At 36.8% G+C, this 22,302-nt stretch carries 19 protein-coding genes; 13 read left to right on the forward strand and 6 right to left on the reverse strand.

Annotation, left to right across the window (positions count from 1 at the left end):
* Positions 1 to 26: 26 nt before the first annotated feature.
* The 13 genes from AC2A07_RS04595 to AC2A07_RS04655 all read left to right on the forward strand — a co-directional run bounded on the left by AC2A07_RS04595 (position 27) and on the right by AC2A07_RS04655 (position 13,698).
* Positions 27 to 530: a transcriptional regulator gene (locus AC2A07_RS04595; protein WP_314498445.1), complete on the forward strand. Its 504-nt coding sequence runs from the start codon at positions 27 to 29 to the stop codon at positions 528 to 530.
* 96 nt (positions 531 to 626) lie between these two features.
* Entirely contained in the window at positions 627 to 1,004 is a 378-nt protein-coding gene (locus tag AC2A07_RS04600; RefSeq protein WP_484049417.1) for a hypothetical protein, read from the forward strand.
* 310 nt (positions 1,005 to 1,314) lie between these two features.
* Positions 1,315 to 2,127, forward strand: coding sequence for a DCC1-like thiol-disulfide oxidoreductase family protein (locus AC2A07_RS04605; RefSeq protein ID WP_484049418.1), 813 nt, complete (start codon positions 1,315 to 1,317; stop codon positions 2,125 to 2,127).
* A gap of 9 nt (positions 2,128 to 2,136) precedes the next feature.
* A complete protein-coding gene (locus AC2A07_RS04610; protein WP_484049419.1) occupies positions 2,137 to 2,919 on the forward strand; it encodes a fatty acid desaturase in 783 nt (260 codons plus the stop codon).
* 47 nt (positions 2,920 to 2,966) lie between these two features.
* Positions 2,967 to 3,419, forward strand: coding sequence for an SRPBCC family protein (locus AC2A07_RS04615; protein ID WP_484049420.1), 453 nt, complete (start codon positions 2,967 to 2,969; stop codon positions 3,417 to 3,419).
* Positions 3,420 to 3,516: 97 nt separating this feature from the next.
* Entirely contained in the window at positions 3,517 to 4,266 is a 750-nt protein-coding gene (locus AC2A07_RS04620; protein WP_484049421.1) for a TIGR01777 family oxidoreductase, read from the forward strand.
* 3 nt (positions 4,267 to 4,269) lie between these two features.
* Positions 4,270 to 4,416: a DUF1731 domain-containing protein gene (locus tag AC2A07_RS04625; protein WP_484049422.1), complete on the forward strand. Its 147-nt coding sequence runs from the start codon at positions 4,270 to 4,272 to the stop codon at positions 4,414 to 4,416.
* 319 nt (positions 4,417 to 4,735) lie between these two features.
* Positions 4,736 to 6,175: an alpha-L-fucosidase gene (locus tag AC2A07_RS04630; protein WP_484049423.1), complete on the forward strand. Its 1,440-nt coding sequence runs from the start codon at positions 4,736 to 4,738 to the stop codon at positions 6,173 to 6,175.
* A gap of 233 nt (positions 6,176 to 6,408) precedes the next feature.
* The gene (locus tag AC2A07_RS04635; protein ID WP_484049424.1) at positions 6,409 to 9,072 is read left to right on the forward strand and encodes a glycoside hydrolase family 3 N-terminal domain-containing protein; all 2,664 of its coding nucleotides are present in this window, start codon (positions 6,409 to 6,411) and stop codon (positions 9,070 to 9,072) included.
* A gap of 288 nt (positions 9,073 to 9,360) precedes the next feature.
* Positions 9,361 to 10,671 carry a PQQ-dependent sugar dehydrogenase gene (locus AC2A07_RS04640; protein WP_484049425.1) on the forward strand — a complete coding sequence of 437 codons (1,311 nt, stop codon included), beginning with the start codon at positions 9,361 to 9,363 and terminating at the stop codon, positions 10,669 to 10,671.
* 110 nt (positions 10,672 to 10,781) lie between these two features.
* Positions 10,782 to 11,045, forward strand: a complete 264-nt coding sequence (locus AC2A07_RS04645) for a hypothetical protein (protein ID WP_484049426.1) — start codon at positions 10,782 to 10,784, stop codon at positions 11,043 to 11,045.
* Positions 11,046 to 11,226: 181 nt separating this feature from the next.
* Positions 11,227 to 12,615, forward strand: coding sequence for a dihydrolipoyl dehydrogenase (gene lpdA, locus AC2A07_RS04650; RefSeq protein ID WP_484049427.1), 1,389 nt, complete (start codon positions 11,227 to 11,229; stop codon positions 12,613 to 12,615).
* A 291-nt stretch (positions 12,616 to 12,906) separates the two neighbouring features.
* Positions 12,907 to 13,698, forward strand: coding sequence for a patatin-like phospholipase family protein (locus tag AC2A07_RS04655; protein ID WP_484049428.1), 792 nt, complete (start codon positions 12,907 to 12,909; stop codon positions 13,696 to 13,698).
* Between the two features lie 14 nt (positions 13,699 to 13,712).
* Here the strand turns inward: AC2A07_RS04655 and ade are convergent, their stop codons facing one another.
* The 6 genes from ade to AC2A07_RS04685 form a co-directional block, all read right to left on the reverse strand.
* Entirely contained in the window at positions 13,713 to 15,347 is a 1,635-nt protein-coding gene (ade, locus tag AC2A07_RS04660; RefSeq protein WP_484049429.1) for an adenine deaminase, read from the reverse strand.
* 68 nt (positions 15,348 to 15,415) lie between these two features.
* The gene (locus AC2A07_RS04665; protein ID WP_484049430.1) at positions 15,416 to 15,862 is read right to left on the reverse strand and encodes a hypothetical protein; all 447 of its coding nucleotides are present in this window, start codon (positions 15,860 to 15,862) and stop codon (positions 15,416 to 15,418) included.
* A gap of 54 nt (positions 15,863 to 15,916) precedes the next feature.
* The gene (locus AC2A07_RS04670; RefSeq protein WP_484049431.1) at positions 15,917 to 16,627 is read right to left on the reverse strand and encodes an ABC transporter ATP-binding protein; all 711 of its coding nucleotides are present in this window, start codon (positions 16,625 to 16,627) and stop codon (positions 15,917 to 15,919) included.
* 83 nt (positions 16,628 to 16,710) lie between these two features.
* The gene (locus AC2A07_RS04675) at positions 16,711 to 17,286 is read right to left on the reverse strand and encodes a hypothetical protein (RefSeq protein WP_484049432.1); all 576 of its coding nucleotides are present in this window, start codon (positions 17,284 to 17,286) and stop codon (positions 16,711 to 16,713) included.
* 310 nt (positions 17,287 to 17,596) lie between these two features.
* Positions 17,597 to 19,804 (reverse strand): ATP-binding protein, encoded by a 2,208-nt coding sequence (locus AC2A07_RS04680; protein ID WP_484049433.1) that lies wholly within the window; start codon positions 19,802 to 19,804, stop codon positions 17,597 to 17,599.
* Between the two features lie 114 nt (positions 19,805 to 19,918).
* Positions 19,919 to 21,931: a sensor histidine kinase gene (locus tag AC2A07_RS04685; RefSeq protein ID WP_484049434.1), complete on the reverse strand. Its 2,013-nt coding sequence runs from the start codon at positions 21,929 to 21,931 to the stop codon at positions 19,919 to 19,921.
* Positions 21,932 to 22,302: the final 371 nt, after the last annotated feature.

The raw sequence follows: 22,302 nt of genomic DNA on the forward strand, positions 1-22,302 counted from the left end.
TTGTAATAGAAATCAAACAGAACAAAATGAAACTCTCAGAAGCCAAAGAAAAATACATCCAGACCTGGGGAACATTCGCAACAAGTTGGGGAATCAACCGGACGATGGCACAGGTTCACGCTTTGCTTCTGGCAAACGGAAAACCACTTTCTACCGATGAGGTGATGGAGCTGCTTGAAATCTCAAGAGGAAACGCCAATATGAATCTCCGGGCATTAATGGACTGGGGGATTGTAAAAAAAGAATTTATTAAGGGCGACCGAAAAGAATATTTTACTGCTGAAAAAGATGTGTGGTTTTTATTCAAACAGATTACAAAAGAACGCAGAAAGAGAGAAATAGAACCAGTTGTTTCTTTTTTAGAAGAATTAAAAAATATTGAAGACAACGATTCTGCAGAAGCGAAAGAGTTCATTAAGCTGATGGACGACTTCAGCAATGTTACCAATAAAATCAATAATATCATGGATCTCGCTATCAAAAGCGATGACCACTGGCTGGTCGGGAAAATCACCAATTTACTGAAATAGAAAGGACTTCAATCCTTTTTTATTTCATATTAACTTTCAAATATTACTGAAATTATAGTAAATAAAATCATTTGATTATCAATAAAAATTACAGTCATGAAACTTAAAATTTTAATTACAGAGCTTACTTTTCAAATTATGCTAACACTCGGAAGCATCATCTATCTCATCAATGATTATTTTCAAAAAGACCAGATCAGTGAAATTTTTATTGCTTTGTTTTTTGTGGGGCTTGCAAATATTTTGGGGTTTGTTCTCAGAATATCAGTTGTCAAAAGCTGTTTCCATCCATATTATTTCTTTGGAGTGATTGTATTCTTTCTAATGATATACCTGATGTCTAAGTTCGATCCTGCAGTAAATTCTGTTATGTATTTTATGCAGGCAGGAGGATTTCTTATTAATATGTATTACTTGATCTACGGGTACTTGACCGTTAAAAAATTATCAGGTGAAATGAAAAGTACGAAGTAAATCTTTTTATTTCAAATTAAATTTCAAAAATTATTGAAAATAGTATAATTATGAAAAACTTAATTATTCATATAGTCCTTATTTTCTATTTTGGAGGAAAAACGAAGAGAATAACCTTTTAAAAACTGACACCATGAAAACATTTATTCGATATGATCATTACACTCAGACGCTTATTGCGATATGCTTTATTATACTTTTTTAATAACGGAAATCACTGTTTTAGAAAAAAGGGTACAGGAGTATAGGCTATTACGAGGACTATCAGGAATCTCTGAAGTGAAAATTTTAATTATTCAAAACTAATATCATGAAAACACTTAAAAATCACATCCTCATTTATGACAGTGAATGTCCGATGTGCAACATGTATTCAAAAGGTTTTATAAAAGCAGGAATGCTGGATGAAAACGGAAGAGAAGCCTTCACAGAACTGAGTTCTGAAAGGAATAGCCTGATTGATTTTAACCGTGCAAAAAATGAAATTGCACTCGTTGATTACCGGCAGAGTAAAGTGATTTACGGTTTAGACAGCCTTCTTTTAATTATTGGAAATTCATTTCCGGCTTTAGAAAAAATGGCAAGAATACAACCACTTTACTGGTTTTTTAAAAAACTGTATTCTTTTGTTTCCTACAACAGAAAACAAATTATTCCTTCCGAAAAAGATCACAACGGGCAGGGCTGTGTTCCGGATTTTAATGTAAGATACAGGTTGGCTTATATTTCTTTTGTCGTTATCTTCTCAGCATTTGTTTTAAGTCTTTTTTCTGCTCAAATGAATGTCGGTTTGAAAGTGAACTTCTGGAGAGAATTTGCTGTCTGTGCAGGTCAGATTGCGTGGCAGACTTTATTTCTGAAAAATTATCTGAAAGAAAAATTTTGGGATTATATTGGAAATATGATGACCGTCTCACTGATCGGAACTTTGCTCTTAATTCCGTCATTGCTTTTAAATCTAAACGGAGCACTGTCAGTTTTATATTTCGGATTTGTCGTGATAATGATGTTTTTGGAACATCTGAGAAGATGTAAAATTCTGCAGTTAAATCTTCTTCCGACAGTCTCATGGACGATTTTCAGAATTACAGTTGCGGCATTAATCATTGGATTGAATTTCTAAAAAAATTATATGAATCATCACCAGCTTACAAAAAAAGTAGAATGGAAAGACCTCACAAAGCTTTCCTTCAAGGAAATGCTGATAGAAAATAATATCAGTCTTCCATGGTTTTTCATCTCGGTATTTTTAGCGTATCAAGGTTACTATTGGGCAGCTCTTCCTTTTTCCGGGTTTTACTTTCTTACTGCGTTGCGACAGGTTCATAACGGTTTTCATAATTCTTTAGGAACCGGAAAATTTTTCACATGGCTGTCGATGTATCTTAACAGTATTTTAATGATGACATCTGTTCACGCTGTAAAATTTAATCATATCCGACATCATAAATATTGTCTTTCAGATCAGGACTATGAAGGCAGATCGGCTTCAATGAAATGGTATGGAGCAATTCTGTACGGACCGAAACACCTGTTTTTAATTCATCTGATGACCTTTAAGCTAGCCAATAAGAACTACAGGCATACGATGTTGATAGAACTTACTTCAATCTCAATCTTTGTTTTCACTGCTATCTATTTTCAGGTTCATTTCTTGATCTATCATATTATGGTCATGTTCGCAGGAGAACTTTTAATGGCTTTTTTTGCGGTCTGGTCCGTTCATCACGATACTCATGAAAATCCCGGCATTGCAAGAACCCAACGCACGTTCTGGAAAAATAAATTAACTTTCAGTATGTTTTATCACATGGAACATCACCTTTTCCCGGCAGTCCCAACCATAAAATTACCGGAACTTGCCCAAAGAATTGATCAGGCTTTACCTCAATTACAAAAGAAGCAGACCTTCTGATTTAGATAAAATTATGACAAAATATAGAATGCAATAACAGTAAAGATATGACGATTATTCACCTACAGACCATCGTAAAAGCTGATATCCAAACCGTTTTTGATTTGGCAAGGGATATTGATCTTCATCAAAAATCAACTTTCAAAACAGGAGAAAATGCCATTGCCGGCCGAACTTCAGGCTTGATTGAGCTGGATGAGACCGTTACCTGGCGTGCAAAACATTTAGGATTTTACCAGACCCATACTTCAAAAATAACAGAGATGAACAGACCGTATCATTTTACTGATATTATGCTGCAGGGAACTTTTAAATCATTAAAACATCAGCACATATTCAGAAAAGAAGGTGAAAATACCATCATGACAGACCTGTTCGAATTTGAATCGCCATTTGGAATGATCGGTAAAATATTCAATATAATTTTTCTTAAAAACTATATGACAAATTTCCTGACCGAACGAAATAAACTGATCAGGTCAACGGCAGAAACAGCTTAAAAGATTAAAAAGTACAATACAGAACAATACCTCTGTTCAGAATCTTATATATTTATCTCAAACTCAAAAAATTGCAATAATAAAAAACGACCACAAAATGAAAATAATCATCGCCGCAGGAACCGGATTTCTTGGAAGAAATCTCAGCAGGTATTTTACAGAGAAAGGGAATGAAGTATATATCCTGACCCGAAGTCCAAAACATAAAAATGAAATCCGGTGGGATGCAAAAACATTAGGTGACTGGAAAGATGATCTCGAAAATGCTGATGTTGTCATCAACCTCACGGGAAAGTCAGTTGACTGCAGGTATACTGCTAAAAACAAAAAAGAAATTTATACATCAAGAATTGAAAGTACAAAAGTTCTCCAGCAGGCTATTGATCAGTGCATCAATAAACCAAAAGTCTGGTTGAATTCCAGTTCGGCGACCATTTATATTCACTCGGAAACTCATATAAACACTGAGGAAAACGGAATTGTCGGGGATGATTTTTCGATGAATATCTGTAAAAACTGGGAAACAGAATTTTTCAGGATTCCAACTGAAAATGTCAGAAAAGTTGCGTTGAGAACATCCATCGTTTTAGGGAATGACGGTGGCGCTTTTACAAAACTTAAGATGATTACAAAATTAGGGTTAGGAGGCAGACAGGGAAGAGGGAATCAAAACGTAAGCTGGATTCACATCAAAGACTTCTGCAGAGCATTGGAATTTATTATTGAGAATGAGACCGGTTCAGGAAAGATCAATATCACAGCACCCCATCCTTTATCGAACGAATCATTCATGCAGATATTAAGAAAGAAATTGAAAATCCCGTTCGGTCTGAATGCACCGGTCTAGCAGTTGGAGATTGCCTCAGTCTTTTTAGGAACCGAAACAGAATTACTGTTGAAAAGCAGAAATGTTTATCCGGAAAAATTAATACTGAGTGGATTTCAGTTTTTATATCCAACAGCTGAAGGTGCTTTTGAGGAATTGATTGGTAACTGATCTTATATATTTTTATGGTAACCCATAAGTCACATCAGTTTTAGTTAAAAAGATAAAAATAGGTAAGAATTCAATCAAAGAGTTAAGTAACCTTATTATATTTTACAATAATTACACAATGGTTGAAAAATGAGAAATTTTTTAATCAGATGGTGATCATTATGGATTTAGATTAATTCGCTTATAACAGTAAAGCTTATCTATTAAGTACACCTATTTTAAGATAGGGCAATCTTCAGATTAGAGTTGATGTAAGGGTCAGATAAATCATTTTGTGATTACATAAATGATGATTAAATTTAGCCCAAACTAAAACTTTATGTTGGATAAAAAAACGAGAACCTTTTTTCTGTCATCCTTCCTTCTGTCATCCGCATTTTTCTCCCAGGCCCATAATGTATCAGACGGCTATGAGAAACCGACTGATCCTGTTGTTATTCAAAATCTTGAAGATTGGCAGGATCTGAAATTCGGACTGTTTATGCATTGGGGAACCTACAGTCAGTGGGGTATTGTGGAAAGCTGGAGTCTTTGTCCGGAAGACGAATCATGGACGCAGAGAAAACCTGAACACGGGAAATCGTACAACGAATATGTAGAAAACTACGAAAATCTGCAGACCACATTTAATCCGGCAGGATTCAATCCCCAAAAATGGGCAGATGCAGCCAAAAAAGCAGGAATGAAGTATGTGGTTTTTACCACAAAACACCACGATGGTTTTGCGATGTTTGATACAAAAGAATCTGATTACAAAATCACTTCCTCAAAAACTCCTTATTCTAAAAATCCGAAAGCGGATGTCACAAAGGAAATTTTCAATACCTTCCGAAAAGACGGTTTTAAAATCGGAGCTTATTTTTCAAAACCTGACTGGCATTCGGAAGATTACTGGTGGTCATATTTTCCGCCGAAAGACAGGAATGTAAATTATGATCCCGGAAAATATCCTGAAAGATGGAACAGATTTAAAAGATTCACATTTAATCAACTCAACGAAATTACTTCGAATTATGGAAAAATAGATATTCTCTGGCTCGATGGGGGCTGGGTCCGTCCTTTTCATACTATCGATCCGAATGTTGAATGGCAGAGGACCATTAAGGTCGAACAGGATATTGACATGGATAAAATAGGGACGATGGCCCGTAAGAATCAGCCGGGGATTATCGTTGTGGACCGTACTGTTCCCGGAAAATGGGAAAATTATGTCACGCCTGAACAGGCAGTTCCGGAAAAAGCACTTTCAATTCCGTGGGAAAGCTGTATCACGATGGGGGATTCCTTTTCGTATGTGCCGAACGATAATTATAAATCGTCTCAGAAAATCATTGAAACATTGGTGAAGATCATTTCCAGAGGCGGCAATTACCTGATGAATATTGCTCCCGGTCCCAACGGTGATTATGACGCCGTAGTGTACGAAAGATTAAAAGAAATTTCCGGATGGATGGATAACAATCAACCGGCGGTTTTTGCAACGAGAACAGTCGCTCCTTATCATGAGGGAAATTTCTATTACACCCAAAGCAAAGACGGAAAAACAGTGAATGTTTTTCATTTGGATGAAAAAATAAATTATGAATCTCCACCAACATTAAGTTTTGTAATTCCTGAAAATTTTAAGCCAAAATCAGTGAAAGTTTTAGGATTATCAAACAAAATTCAATGGAAAAAATCTGGAAACTCAATTGAAATTACTTTACCAAAAGAAAGAAGTCAATTAAAATATTCAACGGTAATTCAAATAAGTGAATAGACTTTTTTAGTGACTTAGGATTCGAAAGCGTTAAGAAATTTTGAAAAAGTTCGGTTAAAAAATTTCCACTGTTTGAGTGACGACAAAAATCTTCTTTTGAGGTAAAATCAATGTTTCCGCCCGAGTTTTGGGAATTTTAGGGAGTTTTTCAAAATTTTAGCTAAAGAATCCAGTCTTGAATTTTTGGTTCTTTTGTTTCAAGACAAAAGAACAATAATTAAATCAAATTATTTATGCGCTTTAAATTTCGTTTTAAAATCATAGCAATTTCATTATTGAGTACTGCAATTATTTCAGCTCAAAAACCCTTATACAAAGACCCAAAACAACCTGTCGAAGCCAGAGTTCAGGATTTGCTGAAACGCATGACCCTGGAGGAAAAATTCTGGCAGTGTTTCATGATTCCCGGAGATTTGGACAATATTCCGAAAGGTCAATATTCCCACGGTATTTTCGGATTGCAGGTGAGTGCAGGAAATCAGGGTGGAGGAGCAGCGGGCCAATTATTGAAATATAATGCGAATGAAGATGCCGAAAGATTAGCAAAAAAAATCAATGCTATTCAAAAATATTTTATTGAAGAATCCCGTCTGGGAATCCCGATAATTCCGTTTGATGAGGCTTTGCATGGGCTGATGAGAGAGGGAGCAACTGCTTTTCCCCAGGCGGTTGGTTTGTCAGCAACCTTCAATCCTGAGCTCATGAGGGAAGTTTCAGCGGCAATTGCAAAAGAATCCAGATTGAGAGGAATCCGTCAGATTTTAACTCCTGTAGTCAATCTGGCGAGTGATGTCCGATGGGGTAGAACAGAGGAAACGTATGGCGAAGATCCGTTTCTGACTTCTGTTATGGGGGTGAATTTTGTGAGTTCTTTTGAAGATCAGGGAATTATTACCACTCCGAAACATTTTTTAGCCAATGTAGGTGAAGGGGGAAGAGATTCATACCCAATACACTGGAGCAGAAGATATCTGGAGGAGACCCATCTGGTTCCTTTCCGGAAAGTTTTTGAACAAGGCAAAAGCAGATCGATAATGACTTCTTACAACTTACTGGACGGACGGCCCTCAACAGCTAATCACTGGCTGTTAACTGAAAAATTAAAAAAAGACTGGAATTTCAGAGGTTTTGTTATCAGCGATGCAAGTGCGGTGGGTGGCGCAAATGTGCTGCATTTTACGGCGAAAGATTATGATGATGCCTCTGCTCAGGCAATCAATGCAGGGCTTGATGTGATTTTTCAGACAGAATACAAACATTATGAGCTGTTTATTCCACCGTTTCTGGACGGAAGGATTTCGAAAGAGAGAATTGATGATGCTGTTGCCAGAGTTCTGAGAGCAAAATTTGAGTTAGGCCTTTTTGAAAATCCTTACGTTTCCGATCATGATATGAAGGAACTAAAAAAGATCAGTCATAAACCATTGGCTGAAAAAACAGCAGTTGAATCTTTTGTTTTGCTTCAGAATAATCGTCAGACTCTTCCGATCTCTGAAAAGTTGAAAAAGATTTTAATTGTAGGAACCGATGCCGTAGATGCAAGACTGGGAGGATATTCAGGACCTGGAAATAAGAAAGTAAATATTTTGGAAGGAATTAAAAATTTCGTTAAAAATAAAAATATTGAAATCACCTATTCAAAAGGAATTGACTGGAATTTAAAAGAGGTGAAAACGGTACCTGCTGAATTTCTGTCTTCTGAAAATCAAAAGGGATTGAGAGGGACGTACTTTTCGAATTCGGATTTAAAAGGAAATCCTGCGTATGAAAAACAGGACGGGCAGTTGAATTTTAAATGGACTTTATATGCTCCTGATCCTGAAAAACTGCAGGCAGATAATTACAGTGTTCGCTGGACCGGAAAACTGGAGGCTCCGGAATCCGGAAAATATCAGTTGGGACTCCGTGGTAACGACGGTTTCAGGCTGTTCTTAAACGGCAGGCTAATCATTGATCAGTGGGAAAAGGTAAGCTACTCAACCAGAACTGTGGATATTGATTTTCTGAAAGGTCAAAAGTATGATATTAAAATAGAGTTTCATGAAAACAGAGGCGAAGCCAATATAGAACTGATCTGGAATTATGGTGTTGATAATTACCGGAAAGATTTTGATGAAGCTTTAAAATTAGCACAGAATGCTGATTATATTATTATTACTGCCGGAATTCATGAAGGTGAATTTCAGGACCGCTCTTCATTGAGTCTTCCCGGAAATCAGGAAGAGTTTATTCATGAAGTTTCAAAATTAAATAAACAGACGGCTGTTATTTTAACAGGCGGTTCAGCCATAAAAACAACAGGTTGGAAAGATAAAGCAGGAGCTATTCTGGATGTGTGGTATCCCGGAGAAGAAGGCGGAAATGCTGTTGCAAAAGTGCTTTTCGGAGCAGAAAATCCATCAGGGAAATTACCTGTAACGTTCCCTGTAGAGGAGGGACAGTTACCTTTGACCTACAACCATCATCCGACAGGAAGAGGAAATGATTATTATGATTTGAGTGGAGAACCTCTGTATCCTTTTGGTTTTGGATTAAGTTATACGACTTTTGAGGTTTCTGATTTAAAATTAAACCAATCAATATATTCTGAAAATGATACGGTTGTTGCCAGAGTAACCGTTAAAAATACAGGTTCAAAAGCAGGAAGCGAAGTAGTTCAGCTGTATGTGAAAGATTTACTGGCCTCAGTTTCCAGACCGGTTTTAGAATTGAAAGGCTTTCAGAAAATATATTTAAAACCGGGTGAATCCAAAGAAATTTCAATTAAAGTTCCTGTAAGTGAACTGAGATTTCAGGATGAGAAAATGAATTGGGTCGTTGAGAAAGGAACTTATAGAATAATGGTGGGAAATTCATCAAAAAATCTTCCTTTAAAACAAAATATTGAGGTAAAATAGTGCTTTCATAAACGGACTATTTATTTCAGAGGATTGTTCACAAGACTTCATTTAAAATTATCTGAATTATTCTGTTCGACAACGTGTTTTACTCAATATCATTCAGCGATTTAATGAAGATTATCCCGTATTCCACTGGTTATCAATATTTCATTTACTGCTCATTATAATTAGGCAAATCGCTTCAGCAGATTTCAATTTTAAAAGTATTGTAACCGTTTTCTTTTTAGGGAACGGTTTTTGCAATTTTTGGAGCAAAAATATTTCTAACACCTTAACCATTTATTTATGAAAAAATATCTTCTACCTACAGTCGCAGTGCTGTTTTTCAGTTGTAAAGAAAATAAAAATCATAAAGCTTCCGAAACAGAAGTTGTTACTGAAACAGATACTCTGAAACTTCCTGCACCTGATGAAAAAGGGGCAAGGAACAAATTCAGTAATGTTATTGGGTGGCCTGCCGGTAAGACTCCGACAGCTCCTGAAGGATTTACGGTTACCCGTTTTGCGGAAAATATTAAAAGTCCCCGTAATATGATTCAGGCTGAGAATGGGGATGTCTTTGTAGTTCTTTCCAATTCTGAACGTACAAAAACGGAAAAGATAAAAAATGACATCAGCGGTAAAAGTGATGCCGAAGTCAATGGCAAATCTGCCAACCGAATTATTCTGTACCGGGATGCCAATAAAGACGGTATAGCAGAATCGTCTTCTGTTTTTCTTGATAATTTAAACCAGCCTTACGGAATGCTGATCATCAAGAATAAATTTTATGTAGCCAATACCGATGGGCTTTGGGTCTATCCTTATCAGGAAGGGGAAACCAAAATCACGAAACCCGGGAAGAAGATCGTCAGTCTTCCGGCCGGAGGCTATAATAACCACTGGACAAGAAATTTACTTTCCAATAAAGACCAGTCGAAAATCTACATTTCAGTAGGTTCGGGAAGTAACGTTGGCGAAAACGGAAGGGAATACGAAGTGAGAAGAGCCAATATTCTTGAGGTAAACCCTGACGGAAGCGGTGAAAAAATTTACGGATCCGGCCTTCGGAATCCTGTGGGAATGAGCTGGAATCCTTCTACGGGTGAACTCTGGACGGTTGTAAACGAGAGAGATGAACTCGGTGACGAGCTCGTCCCTGATTATTTGACAAGCGTAAAACCAAATCAGTTTTATGGCTGGCCTTACGCCTATTTCGGGAAAAATGAAGATCCGAGAAGAAAAGGTGAAAAACCTGAATTAGTAGCAAAAACCATTGTTCCTGATGTTCCTCTCGGATCTCATACAGCTTCTTTAGGTCTTACTTTTTATACCGCGAATCAGTTCCCTGAAAAATACAGGAATGGTGCTTTCATAGGACAGCATGGATCATGGAACCGTTCTTCACTGGTGGGATACCAGGTGGCATTTGTACCCTTCAGAAATGGGAAAGCTTCTGCACCTTACCAGCCTTTCCTGACAGGATTTATTGCAGACGAAAAAAAGGGAGATGTCTATGGAAGGCCTGTGGGAGTTTTACAGATTGCCGACGGATCTCTTCTGGTTGCTGATGATGTAAGCGGTATCGTATGGAGAGTAGCACACACCAAAAAATAAGATTCATTCTTTATTTTATGATGCTGTAGAATCTTGTGGTATGAAATATGCAGGATTAATAACATAACCGATTGAAATTTTAAATTTTCTAATTATTAAAATTAAATGTCATGAAAAAGTTATTAATATCAGCTGTTTTGCTCGTTGGGTTATCAATGAGCGTCAATGCTCAGAGACGCCCACCGGTTCCACCGCATCCTTCAAAAAGTCAGTTGGCAAACGATAAGGCAAGGGAACTGGACAGGAGATACCGTTCAGAAAAGAAAATGATCATGAATCACCCGATAGCCACAAAAAAGATGAAAAATGATCAGTTGAGAGCGCTGAACATCAGATATCAGAATGAAAAAAAGCTTCTTAGAAGTGCAAGATGAAATTTTAAAAATTGCTGACTTTCATTTAAAATGAAAAAATAGTAAAATGAGAATGCTTATGCGTTCTCATTTTTACTTTTTATAAAATGAAAATAACCTTTACTGCGCAATAGCAGATGAATTATGAGAAACGCTGAACATCCAATATTTTTCCGTAAATTCGCATAAAAATTTTAAGCTAATGAATTACGATATTATTGTCATCGGAAGTGGTCCTGGTGGATATGTTACAGCAATCAGAGCAGCACAGTTGGGTTTTAAAACCGCAATTATCGAGAAAGAAAATTTAGGGGGAATCTGTCTTAACTGGGGCTGTATTCCAACCAAAGCTTTATTGAAGTCAGCTCAGGTTTTTCATTACATCAATCACGCTGAAGATTATGGTTTAAATAAAGTGGAAGCAGGTTTTGAGTTTCCTAATGTAATCCAGAGAAGCCGTGGTGTTGCCTCTAAGATGAGCAAAGGGATTGAATTCCTGATGAAAAAGAATAAAATTGATGTAATTCTTGGTACAGCTAAAGTTCATAAAGGAAAGAAAGTTTCTGTAACGGATAAAGAAGGTAAGGTTACTGAATATTCGGGAACCCACATTATTATCGCTACCGGAGCACGTTCAAGAGAATTGCCGAACTTACCACAGGACGGTAAAAAAGTAATCGGATACAGACAGGCATTATCTCTTCCTGAGCAGCCGAAATCTATGATCGTTGTAGGTTCCGGTGCTATCGGAGTAGAGTTTGCTGATTTTTATAACACCATGGGTACTAAAGTAACCGTTGTAGAATTCTTACCGAACATTGTTCCTGTAGAAGACGAAGAAATCTCTAAGCACTTAGAGAAATCTCTGAAAAAAACAGGCATCGAAATCATGACCAATGCGTCTGTAGAAAGCGTTGATACCAGTGGAAACGGTGTGGTAGCAACAGTGAAAACGGCTAAGGGCAACATCACTCTTGAAGCTGATATTTTATTGTCTGCAGTTGGAATTGCTGCAAATATTGAGAACATCGGTCTTGAAGAAGTGGGAATCCAGACGGATAAAGGAAGAGTTTTGGTAAACGAATGGTACGAAACCTCTGTTCCGGGTTATTATGCGATCGGGGATATTATCCCTACGCAGGCACTGGCACACGTTGCTTCTGCTGAAGGAATTACCTGTGTAGAAAAAATTAAAGGACTTCATGTTGAGAAAATCGACTATGGTAATATCCCGGGTTGTACCTACTGTCATCCTGAAGTTGCTTCTGTAGGACTTACAGAAAAGCAGGCTAAAGAAAAAGGATATGAAATCAAAGTTGGGAAATTCCCTCTTTCTGCAAGTGGTAAAGCAACTGCAAACGGGAATACCGACGGGTTTATCAAAGTGATTTTTGATGCTAAGTATGGAGAGTGGTTAGGATGCCACATGATCGGTGAAGGAGTGACTGATATGGTTGCTGAAGCTGTTGTTGCCAGAAAACTTGAAACTACAGGTCACGAAATCATTAAGTCTATTCACCCGCATCCAACGGTTTCTGAAGCTATTATGGAAGCAGCTGCTGCGGCGTACGGTGAAGTGATTCACATTTAATTAAAATAGAATTATCTTAATATATTTAAAGCCCGGATTTTATCTGGGCTTTTTTATGCTTGCGTCTAAGATTATTTTTACCTGTGTTATGCAGGTGGTTGTTGGGGAACATAGAAAAAATCTGAAATCTGAGATCTGAAATCTGAAATAAAAAATAATAATGAACAGCTAGGTTACAGAGAAATAAGGATAAAAGAAACTTGCAGTAAAAATTAAAAAAATTAACAGCAATGCATAATATTTAACAGCATTGATCCTGATTTAACGCCGGCTTTTCTTTAAATTTATTCAATGAATATTGAAAAAACAGGATTGGTTTTATCAGGGGGCGGTACAAAAGGCATTGCCCATGCGGGAGTTTTACAGTTCTTAAGTGAACAGAACATTGATATTGATATCCTGGCTTGCTGCAGTGCCGGTTCAATTGTCGGATGTCTCTATGCAGTCGGAAAGACGCCCGTGGAAATTTTAGATTTTTTTCAGTCTGTTTATTTTTTTAACTGGAAACATTTCACATTTAACCAGCCGGGACTGGTCTCCTCAATTATTTTTGCCAACTATCTGAAGCCTATTTTTCAGGATATGACCATTGGTGATCTGGATAAAGAAGTGAAGATCGTCGCAACAGAACTGGTTTCAGGAACAGAAAAAATATTCGGCAAAGATTTTCCTGTGACTGATGCCATTATTGCATCCTGCTCAATTCCGGGAATTACAACACCTTATATTTCCGGAGAAGAAATGTACTGTGATGGGGGAGTACTTAATAATTTTCCAGCTGATATCATCAGAAAAGAATGTGAGCAGTTGATCGGTGTATTTGTATCACCTCCACATGATATTAAAATCAGTGACCTGAAAACCATTAAATCAATCGTTTCCCGTTCTTTCGATTTATTCTCTTACCGTGTTGAAAAAGCAAAGTTTGACCATTGTGACTGGTTTATATCTTCTCAGGATCTTTCACCTTTCGGAAATTTTGAAAGAAAAAAAGACCGTCTGGAACAAATGTACCATATCGGGTACGAAGCTGCTAAAAACAGTTTTGCTGAAAGCAGTTTCTATAAAGAATTAAAGAGCTGAAAATGCTGATTTTGTCAGTTCTCTTTCACAAAAACGTCTGTAAATTCAAAACTTTTACCGTTAAATAATCCTTTATCGCTTAATTTCAGTTCCGGGATTACCAGGAGAGCCATGAATGATAAACTCATATAAGGTGCACGTAATGTACTTCCCAATTCTTTTGCCCGCTTATCCAGCTTGATATATTCAGCAGCGACCTCTTCTGCAGGAAGGTTGGTCATGATCCCTGCAATGGATAATTCCAAAACCAATTCTTCATTTTCTGTGGCTAAAGAAATTCCACCTTTGGCCTTAATAATTGCATTGACGGCTTTTGCCATATCATCATCATTGGTGCCAACGACCACGATGTTGTGACAGTCATGAGCCACACAGGATGCAATTGCTCCGGTCTGTAAGCCGATGTTTTTAATAAAAGCTACCGCCACAGGTACATCGTAATATCTGTTGACCACTGCGATCTTCAGGATGTCTTTCTCAATATCCGTTTCTGCATAACCTTCATTTACTAAAGTATCAGAATGGACTTCATGAGTGATTAACTGTCCGTCAAGAGCTTCTATGACACGAATGGTATCACTTTCAGCTTTGATTTTAAAATCAATAGGATGTTTTAAGCTGCAGTTAAAATTATTAACTGTAGGAACGTCAACAGACTGGATGAATGACTCACCATTTTGGGAGACCAATTCACCTCTGATATATGTTTTTACGATATTAAAATCATCCGGATGATCAATTTCAATAAAATCTGCATAATCACCTACCTGCAGTAATCCAATCGGTAAATTATAATGTTTGATAACGTTATAGGAAGCTGCCCGTAAAACGGTATAAAGATCAATACCTTTCTTTAATGCACGTTTTACATGATCATTGATATGGGATTCGATGAGATTGTCCGGATGTTTGTCATCACAGCAAAACATAATCTGTTCAGGATACTCCTCTAAAAGTGGAATCAGGGTTTCAAAATTTTTGGCAGCACTTCCTTCCCTGATCATTATTTTGACGCCATGTTTCAGCTTCTCCAGAGCTTCCGTGTGTCCGAAACACTCGTGGTCTGTAGTGATGCCGGCGTCAAAATATGCTTTCATTCCTTCACCCATTAGCCCCGGAGCATGACCGTCAACAGGTTTGCCGTGTTTTTGTGCAAAGGCTATTTTCTTTAAAACCTCTTCGTCCTTATAAATAACCCCTGGGAAATTCATCATTTCCGCCAGGTAAACAATCTCTTTTCTGCCAAGCAACTCATCAATATCATCAGAATCAATAACCGCTCCTGCAGTTTCAAAATTTGTGGCAGGAACACATGACGGTGCCCCGAAGTAAAAGTAAAAAGGAACCTGCTTTGCATTATCGATCATATAATCAACTCCCGCAATCCCCAGGACATTGGCTATTTCATGCGGATCAGAAATGGTTCCTACAGTTCCGTGTTTTACAGCAATACGGGCAAATTCTGAAGGTACCAGCATGCTGCTTTCAATATGTACATGAGCATCCACAAAACCCGGTAAAATATAATTATTTAAAGTTTCTTCAATTCTTTTTATGGAAGCAATTTTTTTACCTGACACTGTAATTTCAGCCGCGTATGTTTCTTTAGCGATGATATCTATTAAATTTCCTCTTACTGTAAATTCCATTCTGATTTCTTTATAAAATAAAAATTCCTGATTGCGAAATCAGGAACTGTTATTTGATTTTGTTTAAATTAATTTTTAACAACCTGTGCATCCTGTCTTACCAGTGTTTCACCATTTGAATCAATGACCACGAGCGTGTAAGGTGCTTTTTTTGTTGAGTTGGTCAGATAATTTCTCCAGATCTGGTAGAGTGTTCCGTTATTGTTAAATTCGATATAATAATTACCTCCTGATCCGTCGGGAACCACTTCTCCGTCAGAGATGATCATGCTTGGCTTTGCCGTAATCCTGGTATTGGCTCCCCAGGATTGATAAAGATAATTTCCGTTGGGCTGTTTGTCAACTCTTATTTTAAACTTTTTAGTTTTGATGATGACGGTTTTAGGGATTTTTTCCTGTGGGTTTGTATTTCTGTTTACAGTGATTTTTTCAGAAAGATAAGCAGTGTTCTGATAAATGTGAGCAAAAGATAAAGCAGGTATTAAACAAGCTCCCAGTACAATTTTCTTAATCATTTTGATGGTGTATTTAAGGTTATATACCGGAATGTAATCAAATTTAAAGCCAATTTAAGAAGAGGTTTCTGTCTGCGTATAACTCGCAAAAGCTTCTTCAAGACTGTTAAATTTCCCTTTAAATTCTTCAATGGCACAATCCTGTAGAATAGTTCCTTTGTGAATCAGGATGACACGGGAACATAACGCTTCAACCTCCTGCATAATGTGGGTGGAGAGTAAAACCGTTTTCTCTTTTCCTATTTCCTTTACCACATTACGGATTTCAATTATCTGATTGGGATCTAAGCCATTGGTTGGCTCATCTAAAATCAGCAGATCCGGCTGGTGAATGATTGCCTGCGCCAGTCCGACCCTCTGCTTATAGCCTTTTGAAAGCTGGCTGATCTTCTTGGATTTTTCCGGCGTAATGCCGACCAGCTCGATGACCTCATCTACTCTGGATTGGGAAATCCTGTGAATGTTGGCAACGAACTGCAGATATTCTTTTACATACATCTCAAGATACAGTGGATTGTTTTCCGGAAGAAAACCAATGTTTTTTTTGCTTTCTGTTTCATTTTCTGAAACGTTCCTGCCGTTAAAGATAATTTCACCTTCGTCAATTCTCAAAGCCCCGACAATTGATTTCATCAGGGTAGATTTTCCTGCTCCATTGGGGCCGAGAAGCCCGATGATTTCATTTTTTTCAATCGATATGTTGATATTGTTCAGTGCTGTTTGATCAGCAAACTTTTTCGTTAAATTGATTACTTGAAGAGACATAGTTTCTGGAATATCTTTTTACAAAAATAAAAATAAAAAAACTCATTCTTAAAGAATGAGTTCAGTATTAATAAAAATAAATATTATTTTCTTGTTTTCTTTCCTTTTACAGGAGCAGTTTTGTTAACAGCAGGTGTTTCTGTCATCTGGTTCTGTATATTTCCGACATTTGAGACCGGATTTACCCTTGCTGTATTCTTTTTGTACAGCGCTGCTTTCGGAGTTCCGATTCCGAAAATTTTATCAATCTGTTTTTTGGTCAGAAACTGAGATTTTCCAACGTATTTTTTGTTTTTATTGATGTACTGGATAAACTGTACTGTAGGCTGGCCGTAGTTTTTTTCGTAATGAAGTTCGATGATATCATTAGGGAGCTCCAGGGTAACATTTCCTGAAGGCTCGTCAATGAATCCGTCGGTTACAAGTTTATAAAGATCTGTAACGTCTCCGTTCACGTCCAGAAAAGAGAATGAACGGAAAGTATTGAGATTACTGGTATTGATATCCTGGTAATTAAAGGTAAATCTGTTTTCTTTTTTGTAAAGACCTACTGAGTTGTCTTTACCGATTTCTACTAAGGTCTCATTTTTCAGCACTTTGATCTGAGAAAATGCAGATAAACTGAGCATACAGGCAAATAATAAAATTATTTTTCTCATGTGATTTTTTTAATATGATGTAATATGGTAATGCGAATTTAATTATTCTGCCATAAACAACAACTTTTTATCCGACAAAATTAATGTTTTTTTTTGACTTAACTTTTTGCATTCTTAAGATGAATCAATTTATCGGCATAAAGAAAATGCCTGATATAGCGGTGTCATGAATCAAACCTTGGTATGCAAAAGTCAATTATTTGGGATTTTTACAGTATGTTACTGGTCGTCAGGTAATTAAAGGAATGGTTTTTTGATTTTCAATCTTTTTCATGATTAGTATTATTTATGATGCATATATTACAGTTATTTACAGCACCTTCTTTTTTGAAAATCTGACAATAAATGTACTTCCGATACCTTCTTCACTTTGTACGCCTATTGTAGCGTTATGTCTTGTGATTATCTTTTTAACGGTTGCTAAACCTATTCCGCTTCCTTCGTATTCGTCCGTCTGTCCAACTCTGTTAAACAAACCAAAGATTTTTGTCTGCTGATCTTCACTCATTCCAACTCCGTTATCCTTTATTGTGTAAATGACTTCGTTATTCTCCACACATCCTTCTATTTCAACAAGAGGATAATCTGTCTTATGGGAATATTTAACGGCATTTTCAATAATGTTGAGAAACACCTGAAAGATCAGAATAGGGTCGCCATCAAGATCCGGGGTGTTGCTCAAAGCCAATTTTAAATTCTTGTTGGCGGAATTCATTAAAAGCTGACTTACAATATCATTCAAAAGAACCGTCATATCGATTGATTCTTTCTGGATCTCTTTTTGCCCAACTTTAGAATACTCAAGAACGGTTTTAATCATTTGATTAAGCCTGTCCGCATTGTCTACAATTTTTGAAGACATCATTTTTACAGTATCCTCATTTGATTTTCTTATAATCAATTCTGCGAAAGCTTTAATAGTGGTCAAAGGAATCTTTAGGTCATGCGATACTGTGTGAGCAAACGAATCAAGCTCTGCATAGGCGTCGCGAAGTTTCTCATTTAATATTCTGAGTTCAGCAGTTTTCCTGCCGACTGCGAAATTAATTTCATCCCTTATCTCGATCAGTGCCTTTTTTTCGGTTGCAGACCATTTTTCAGAACTGCCTTTAACTTCCTGGGACCATTGTTCAAAAGAATTACGAGGGGAGATAAATGGCTGCCCCTGATCATCATACCTTACTATTTTCGCAGGATCTCCTGCCCATTTAACGGTTTGAACAATCTCAGGTCTGAAGATGATCAGACAATCTTTGATATCCTGAGTCAGTCTGCATCCAAGAAATCCGGAATAATGAACTGGATTTAGCTGTAGCTTAGGAAAATCTGAAAGTGAATTCTCAGTAGCTAAGAATCCACTCTCGCCTTCTTGTAGTAATTCAGAAATTTCCTGAATCTGAGAGAGATCAGGAACATTTCCAATACTTGTCAGTTCACCCTGATACAAAAATGCTATACCACTTGCTTTCAGAGATTCCATTAGTGCTGATGCGCAATCTGGTATAAAGTCTGATATTTTTTCACTGTGAAGACTGCGGCTTACCTCTAAAACGGTAGTTTGCAGCTTCATATCTTCTTTCTGAAATTTTTCCTGATTACGAAGTCCAATACACGAACTTAAAACTTGCCCTATGAGCTTGGCAGTTTCCCTTTGTCTGAAATTGATAAATCGGGGAGAATAATTATGACAGGCTATAAGGCCCCAAAGCTCATCTTCAACAATAATAGATACACTGAAGCTGGAGACAACACCCATATTTTTGAGGTACTGTATATGAACCGGTGATACTGCCCGCAGCGTGCTGTTGCTTAAGTCAGCAGGCTGATCACGAAGGCTTAGAACCGGTACCGTTGTTTCATGTACATTGCTGATGAGTCTCGTAAAATTCTTTTTGTATAGATTTCGTGCCTGTTCAGGAATATCTGTAGCGGGATAGTGTAAACCTAACCAAGTGTCCAGATCGGTATTTCTTTCTTCTGCTACCACCTCACCATGACCGTCGTTATGGAATTGATACACCATAATACGATCATAATTGATAATGCTTTTAATCTGTATAACTACATTGTTGAGAATCGTTTCAAGATTCTTGTCTGCAAGCATCTGTGATAAACTGGCTCCAACAATATTCTGTGGGTCATTAAAAAGATCAGACGCTTCCGGCTCAAAATCCAAAATATAATTTTCTCCTGAAGTAGATATAATAACATTGTAAATTATATCACCAATTTCAACCTGGTAAGGATTAACCGGCTTAAAATTGCGACCTTGCCATGAAAGTGAAATAAGATCCATAATAAAATTATGGTTCTTGGCTTTCCCGAAAACAGAACTGAATTCGGAAATAGACTTTCCTAAAATATGCTCAGGCTGTTGGGTGATAATCTGTGTGAAATTTTCACTGCAGTATTTGATAAAGCCTTCTTTATTAATGATGATAAGGAGTCCATGCGACTGGATGTAACCAGGAATATGGATTGGTTCTTGACTACACAGATCCAGATCGTCTTTTATCATATACTTATAATTAATGTTTATTTAAAACCAGTCATCAGGACATGGCCACTGTTATCGATGAAAATTATACAAATGTACTTTTTTTATGTAAAATTTATATATACATTTTAACGTCTAAACTGTGCTTAAACTAAATGAAAACTTTGAACCTTTGCCCGGTATACTTTCAATATTCAATTCGGAATCATGACGGTTCAAAATCTTAGAACAGACGTAAAGTCCAAGACCGAGACCTGATACTCCGGTGATCGGATTATCGTGAACCCTAAAGAATTTTTTTAAAATATTTTTAATCGCAAGGTTATCTAATCCTATTCCCTGATCTTCTACAGAAATGTTTATCCTATTTTCAATGCTGATGCATGACAGCGTAATGTTTGTCTTCTGTGGAGAATACTGAACAGCATTCGTAATCAGATTCTGGAGCACCAAACGAATTTTGTCTTTGTCTGCTACAACATTTTTACAGTCTTCACTATTCAAAATGAATTGGTGCGATGAATGTTGAAATCCTGCTTCTGTACAAGAACTTTTCAGTAATTCAGAAACATCAAATACCTCTTTTTTAATTGCTACCTCCGGATCTTCAAGATTTGACAGATGAAGAAAACCATTAATAATCTTAGTCATTTTAGTAAGAGAGGTTATTGATTTTTCTAAAAGCGATGAAGCCTTATCTATTTTCTGCCCATTAATCATTTTTTGAGCAAGTTGAATAGAAGCATAAACGGAGGTTAAAGGTGTTTTAAGTTCATGACTTGCAACATTCAGAAACTTTTTCTTACTTTCGGTCTCCAGCTTCCTTTCTGTTATATCGCGAAAAACAACAACTACCTGAGAGGGGTAGTCTTTTATGGATGAAGCGAAAACTTCGTAATGCCGTTTGGTAGCATCATTATACTGCTCAAATTTCGCCGGCTCTCCGGTGATGGCAACATTTCCGTAACCTTCCATCCATTCTTGTTCAACCTCAGGCATGATTTCAAGAATTGTTTTACCGACAACATTTTCAAGACCCGTTTGAATCTCAAAAGCCGGATTGGTACTTAAAAAGGTATAATTCACTGGTTTCCCGGATGCATCAAATGAAAAATCAATGACCATGAAGGCATCCAGTATATTCTCGAAAAGCGAACGATAACGTGCTTCTGACAAGATAAGGTCCTTCTGAGCTTCTGTGATCGTTAAAAATTCACCGATCCGTCTGGATGCTTCTGCAATTGTATTTTTTTTGTATTGATCCCAACTATCGTCAATTTTTGAAACTGCATATAAATATTGATGGTTATTCTGATCTTCATTTATTTTGGTAATGAATACTGAATATTGTCCCAACTGATAAACCTTCTCATTTCTGTAAGAAATATCTTCAGTCACAGTACTTGCCGGTAAAAATTCAACACAGGATTTATCATCAAAGTTGTCAATCAATATGGCAGAATTATTTTTAGTTACTTTGGTGTGCGGTACTAACTTAACTGTATTTGCAAGTATGTTGACAAATCCAATTTCCTGAAGATTATAATGGGTAAGTAAGGCAGTCCCGGATTCTGTCTCTATTGTTTTTTTGTCGGTGATACCCCGAAGCTGATCGCCTAGCCTTAAAAGAAAAGTTTCTTTTTCTCTTTTACTCCTTAATTCAATATTAGTATGTGTCGTTTCTTTAAATATAATAAGCGTTCCTTCATTATCGCCTTTTTCATCCTGAAGATGGCTGTAACTGAAAGTCCAATAAACAGGTTCAAGCTGATCACCTTGGTAAATGGGAATCAGCTGATCTTCTTCAAAAACCCCTAAAGGATCCTTTTTTAATACTTCAAGTTTTTTCCTGATGGTATCCCATGCTTCGGGCCAGCACTTTTCAGCGGGTTGTCCTAAAGATTCTTTACTTTTTTGATGGTGTTGAATACCTGAAAGTTTTTTGCAGGCATCATTGTAGAACTGTATTTTTTCTTCACCCCACCATATCATCATAGGAAATGGGCATGCCAACATCATATTGATATGCACAATAAGATTATTGTCCCAAGTTGAAACTGATCCTAAACTGGTAGTTTGCCAGGGAAATTCTCTTATGCTGGCTGACATTTCAGTTGAACCGCTGATTTTTGCTGAAGATAGCATCATGATGAAAGGTTAAATACAATGGTATGTTTGCTACCAAAATATTTGCCATAAAAGTATAACGGAGTAATTTTTTATTAATATTTTGCACACCAAGTTATTTGGAATAAAAAAAATATAGATGTCAGTAACAATATAACTCTAAATTTTTTGAAATGATCCCAAATTTATCTCCTTTCGACTGAATTCGGTAGTATAGATTTATTTTTTTTAATTTTAGAGGAAGTAATTTATTGTTTAAGTATTGTAATTTTTACAATATAAATTTAATCCCAAAAATGACACATAACCAAAAATTTTAATAAACATTGAGAAGCAGTTTTTATCTTCTGAAATATGTAATCAGAATATCGCTAATTCTAATACCAATCATA

Source organism: Chryseobacterium sp. HNCC26DJ238, from assembly GCF_057180465.1.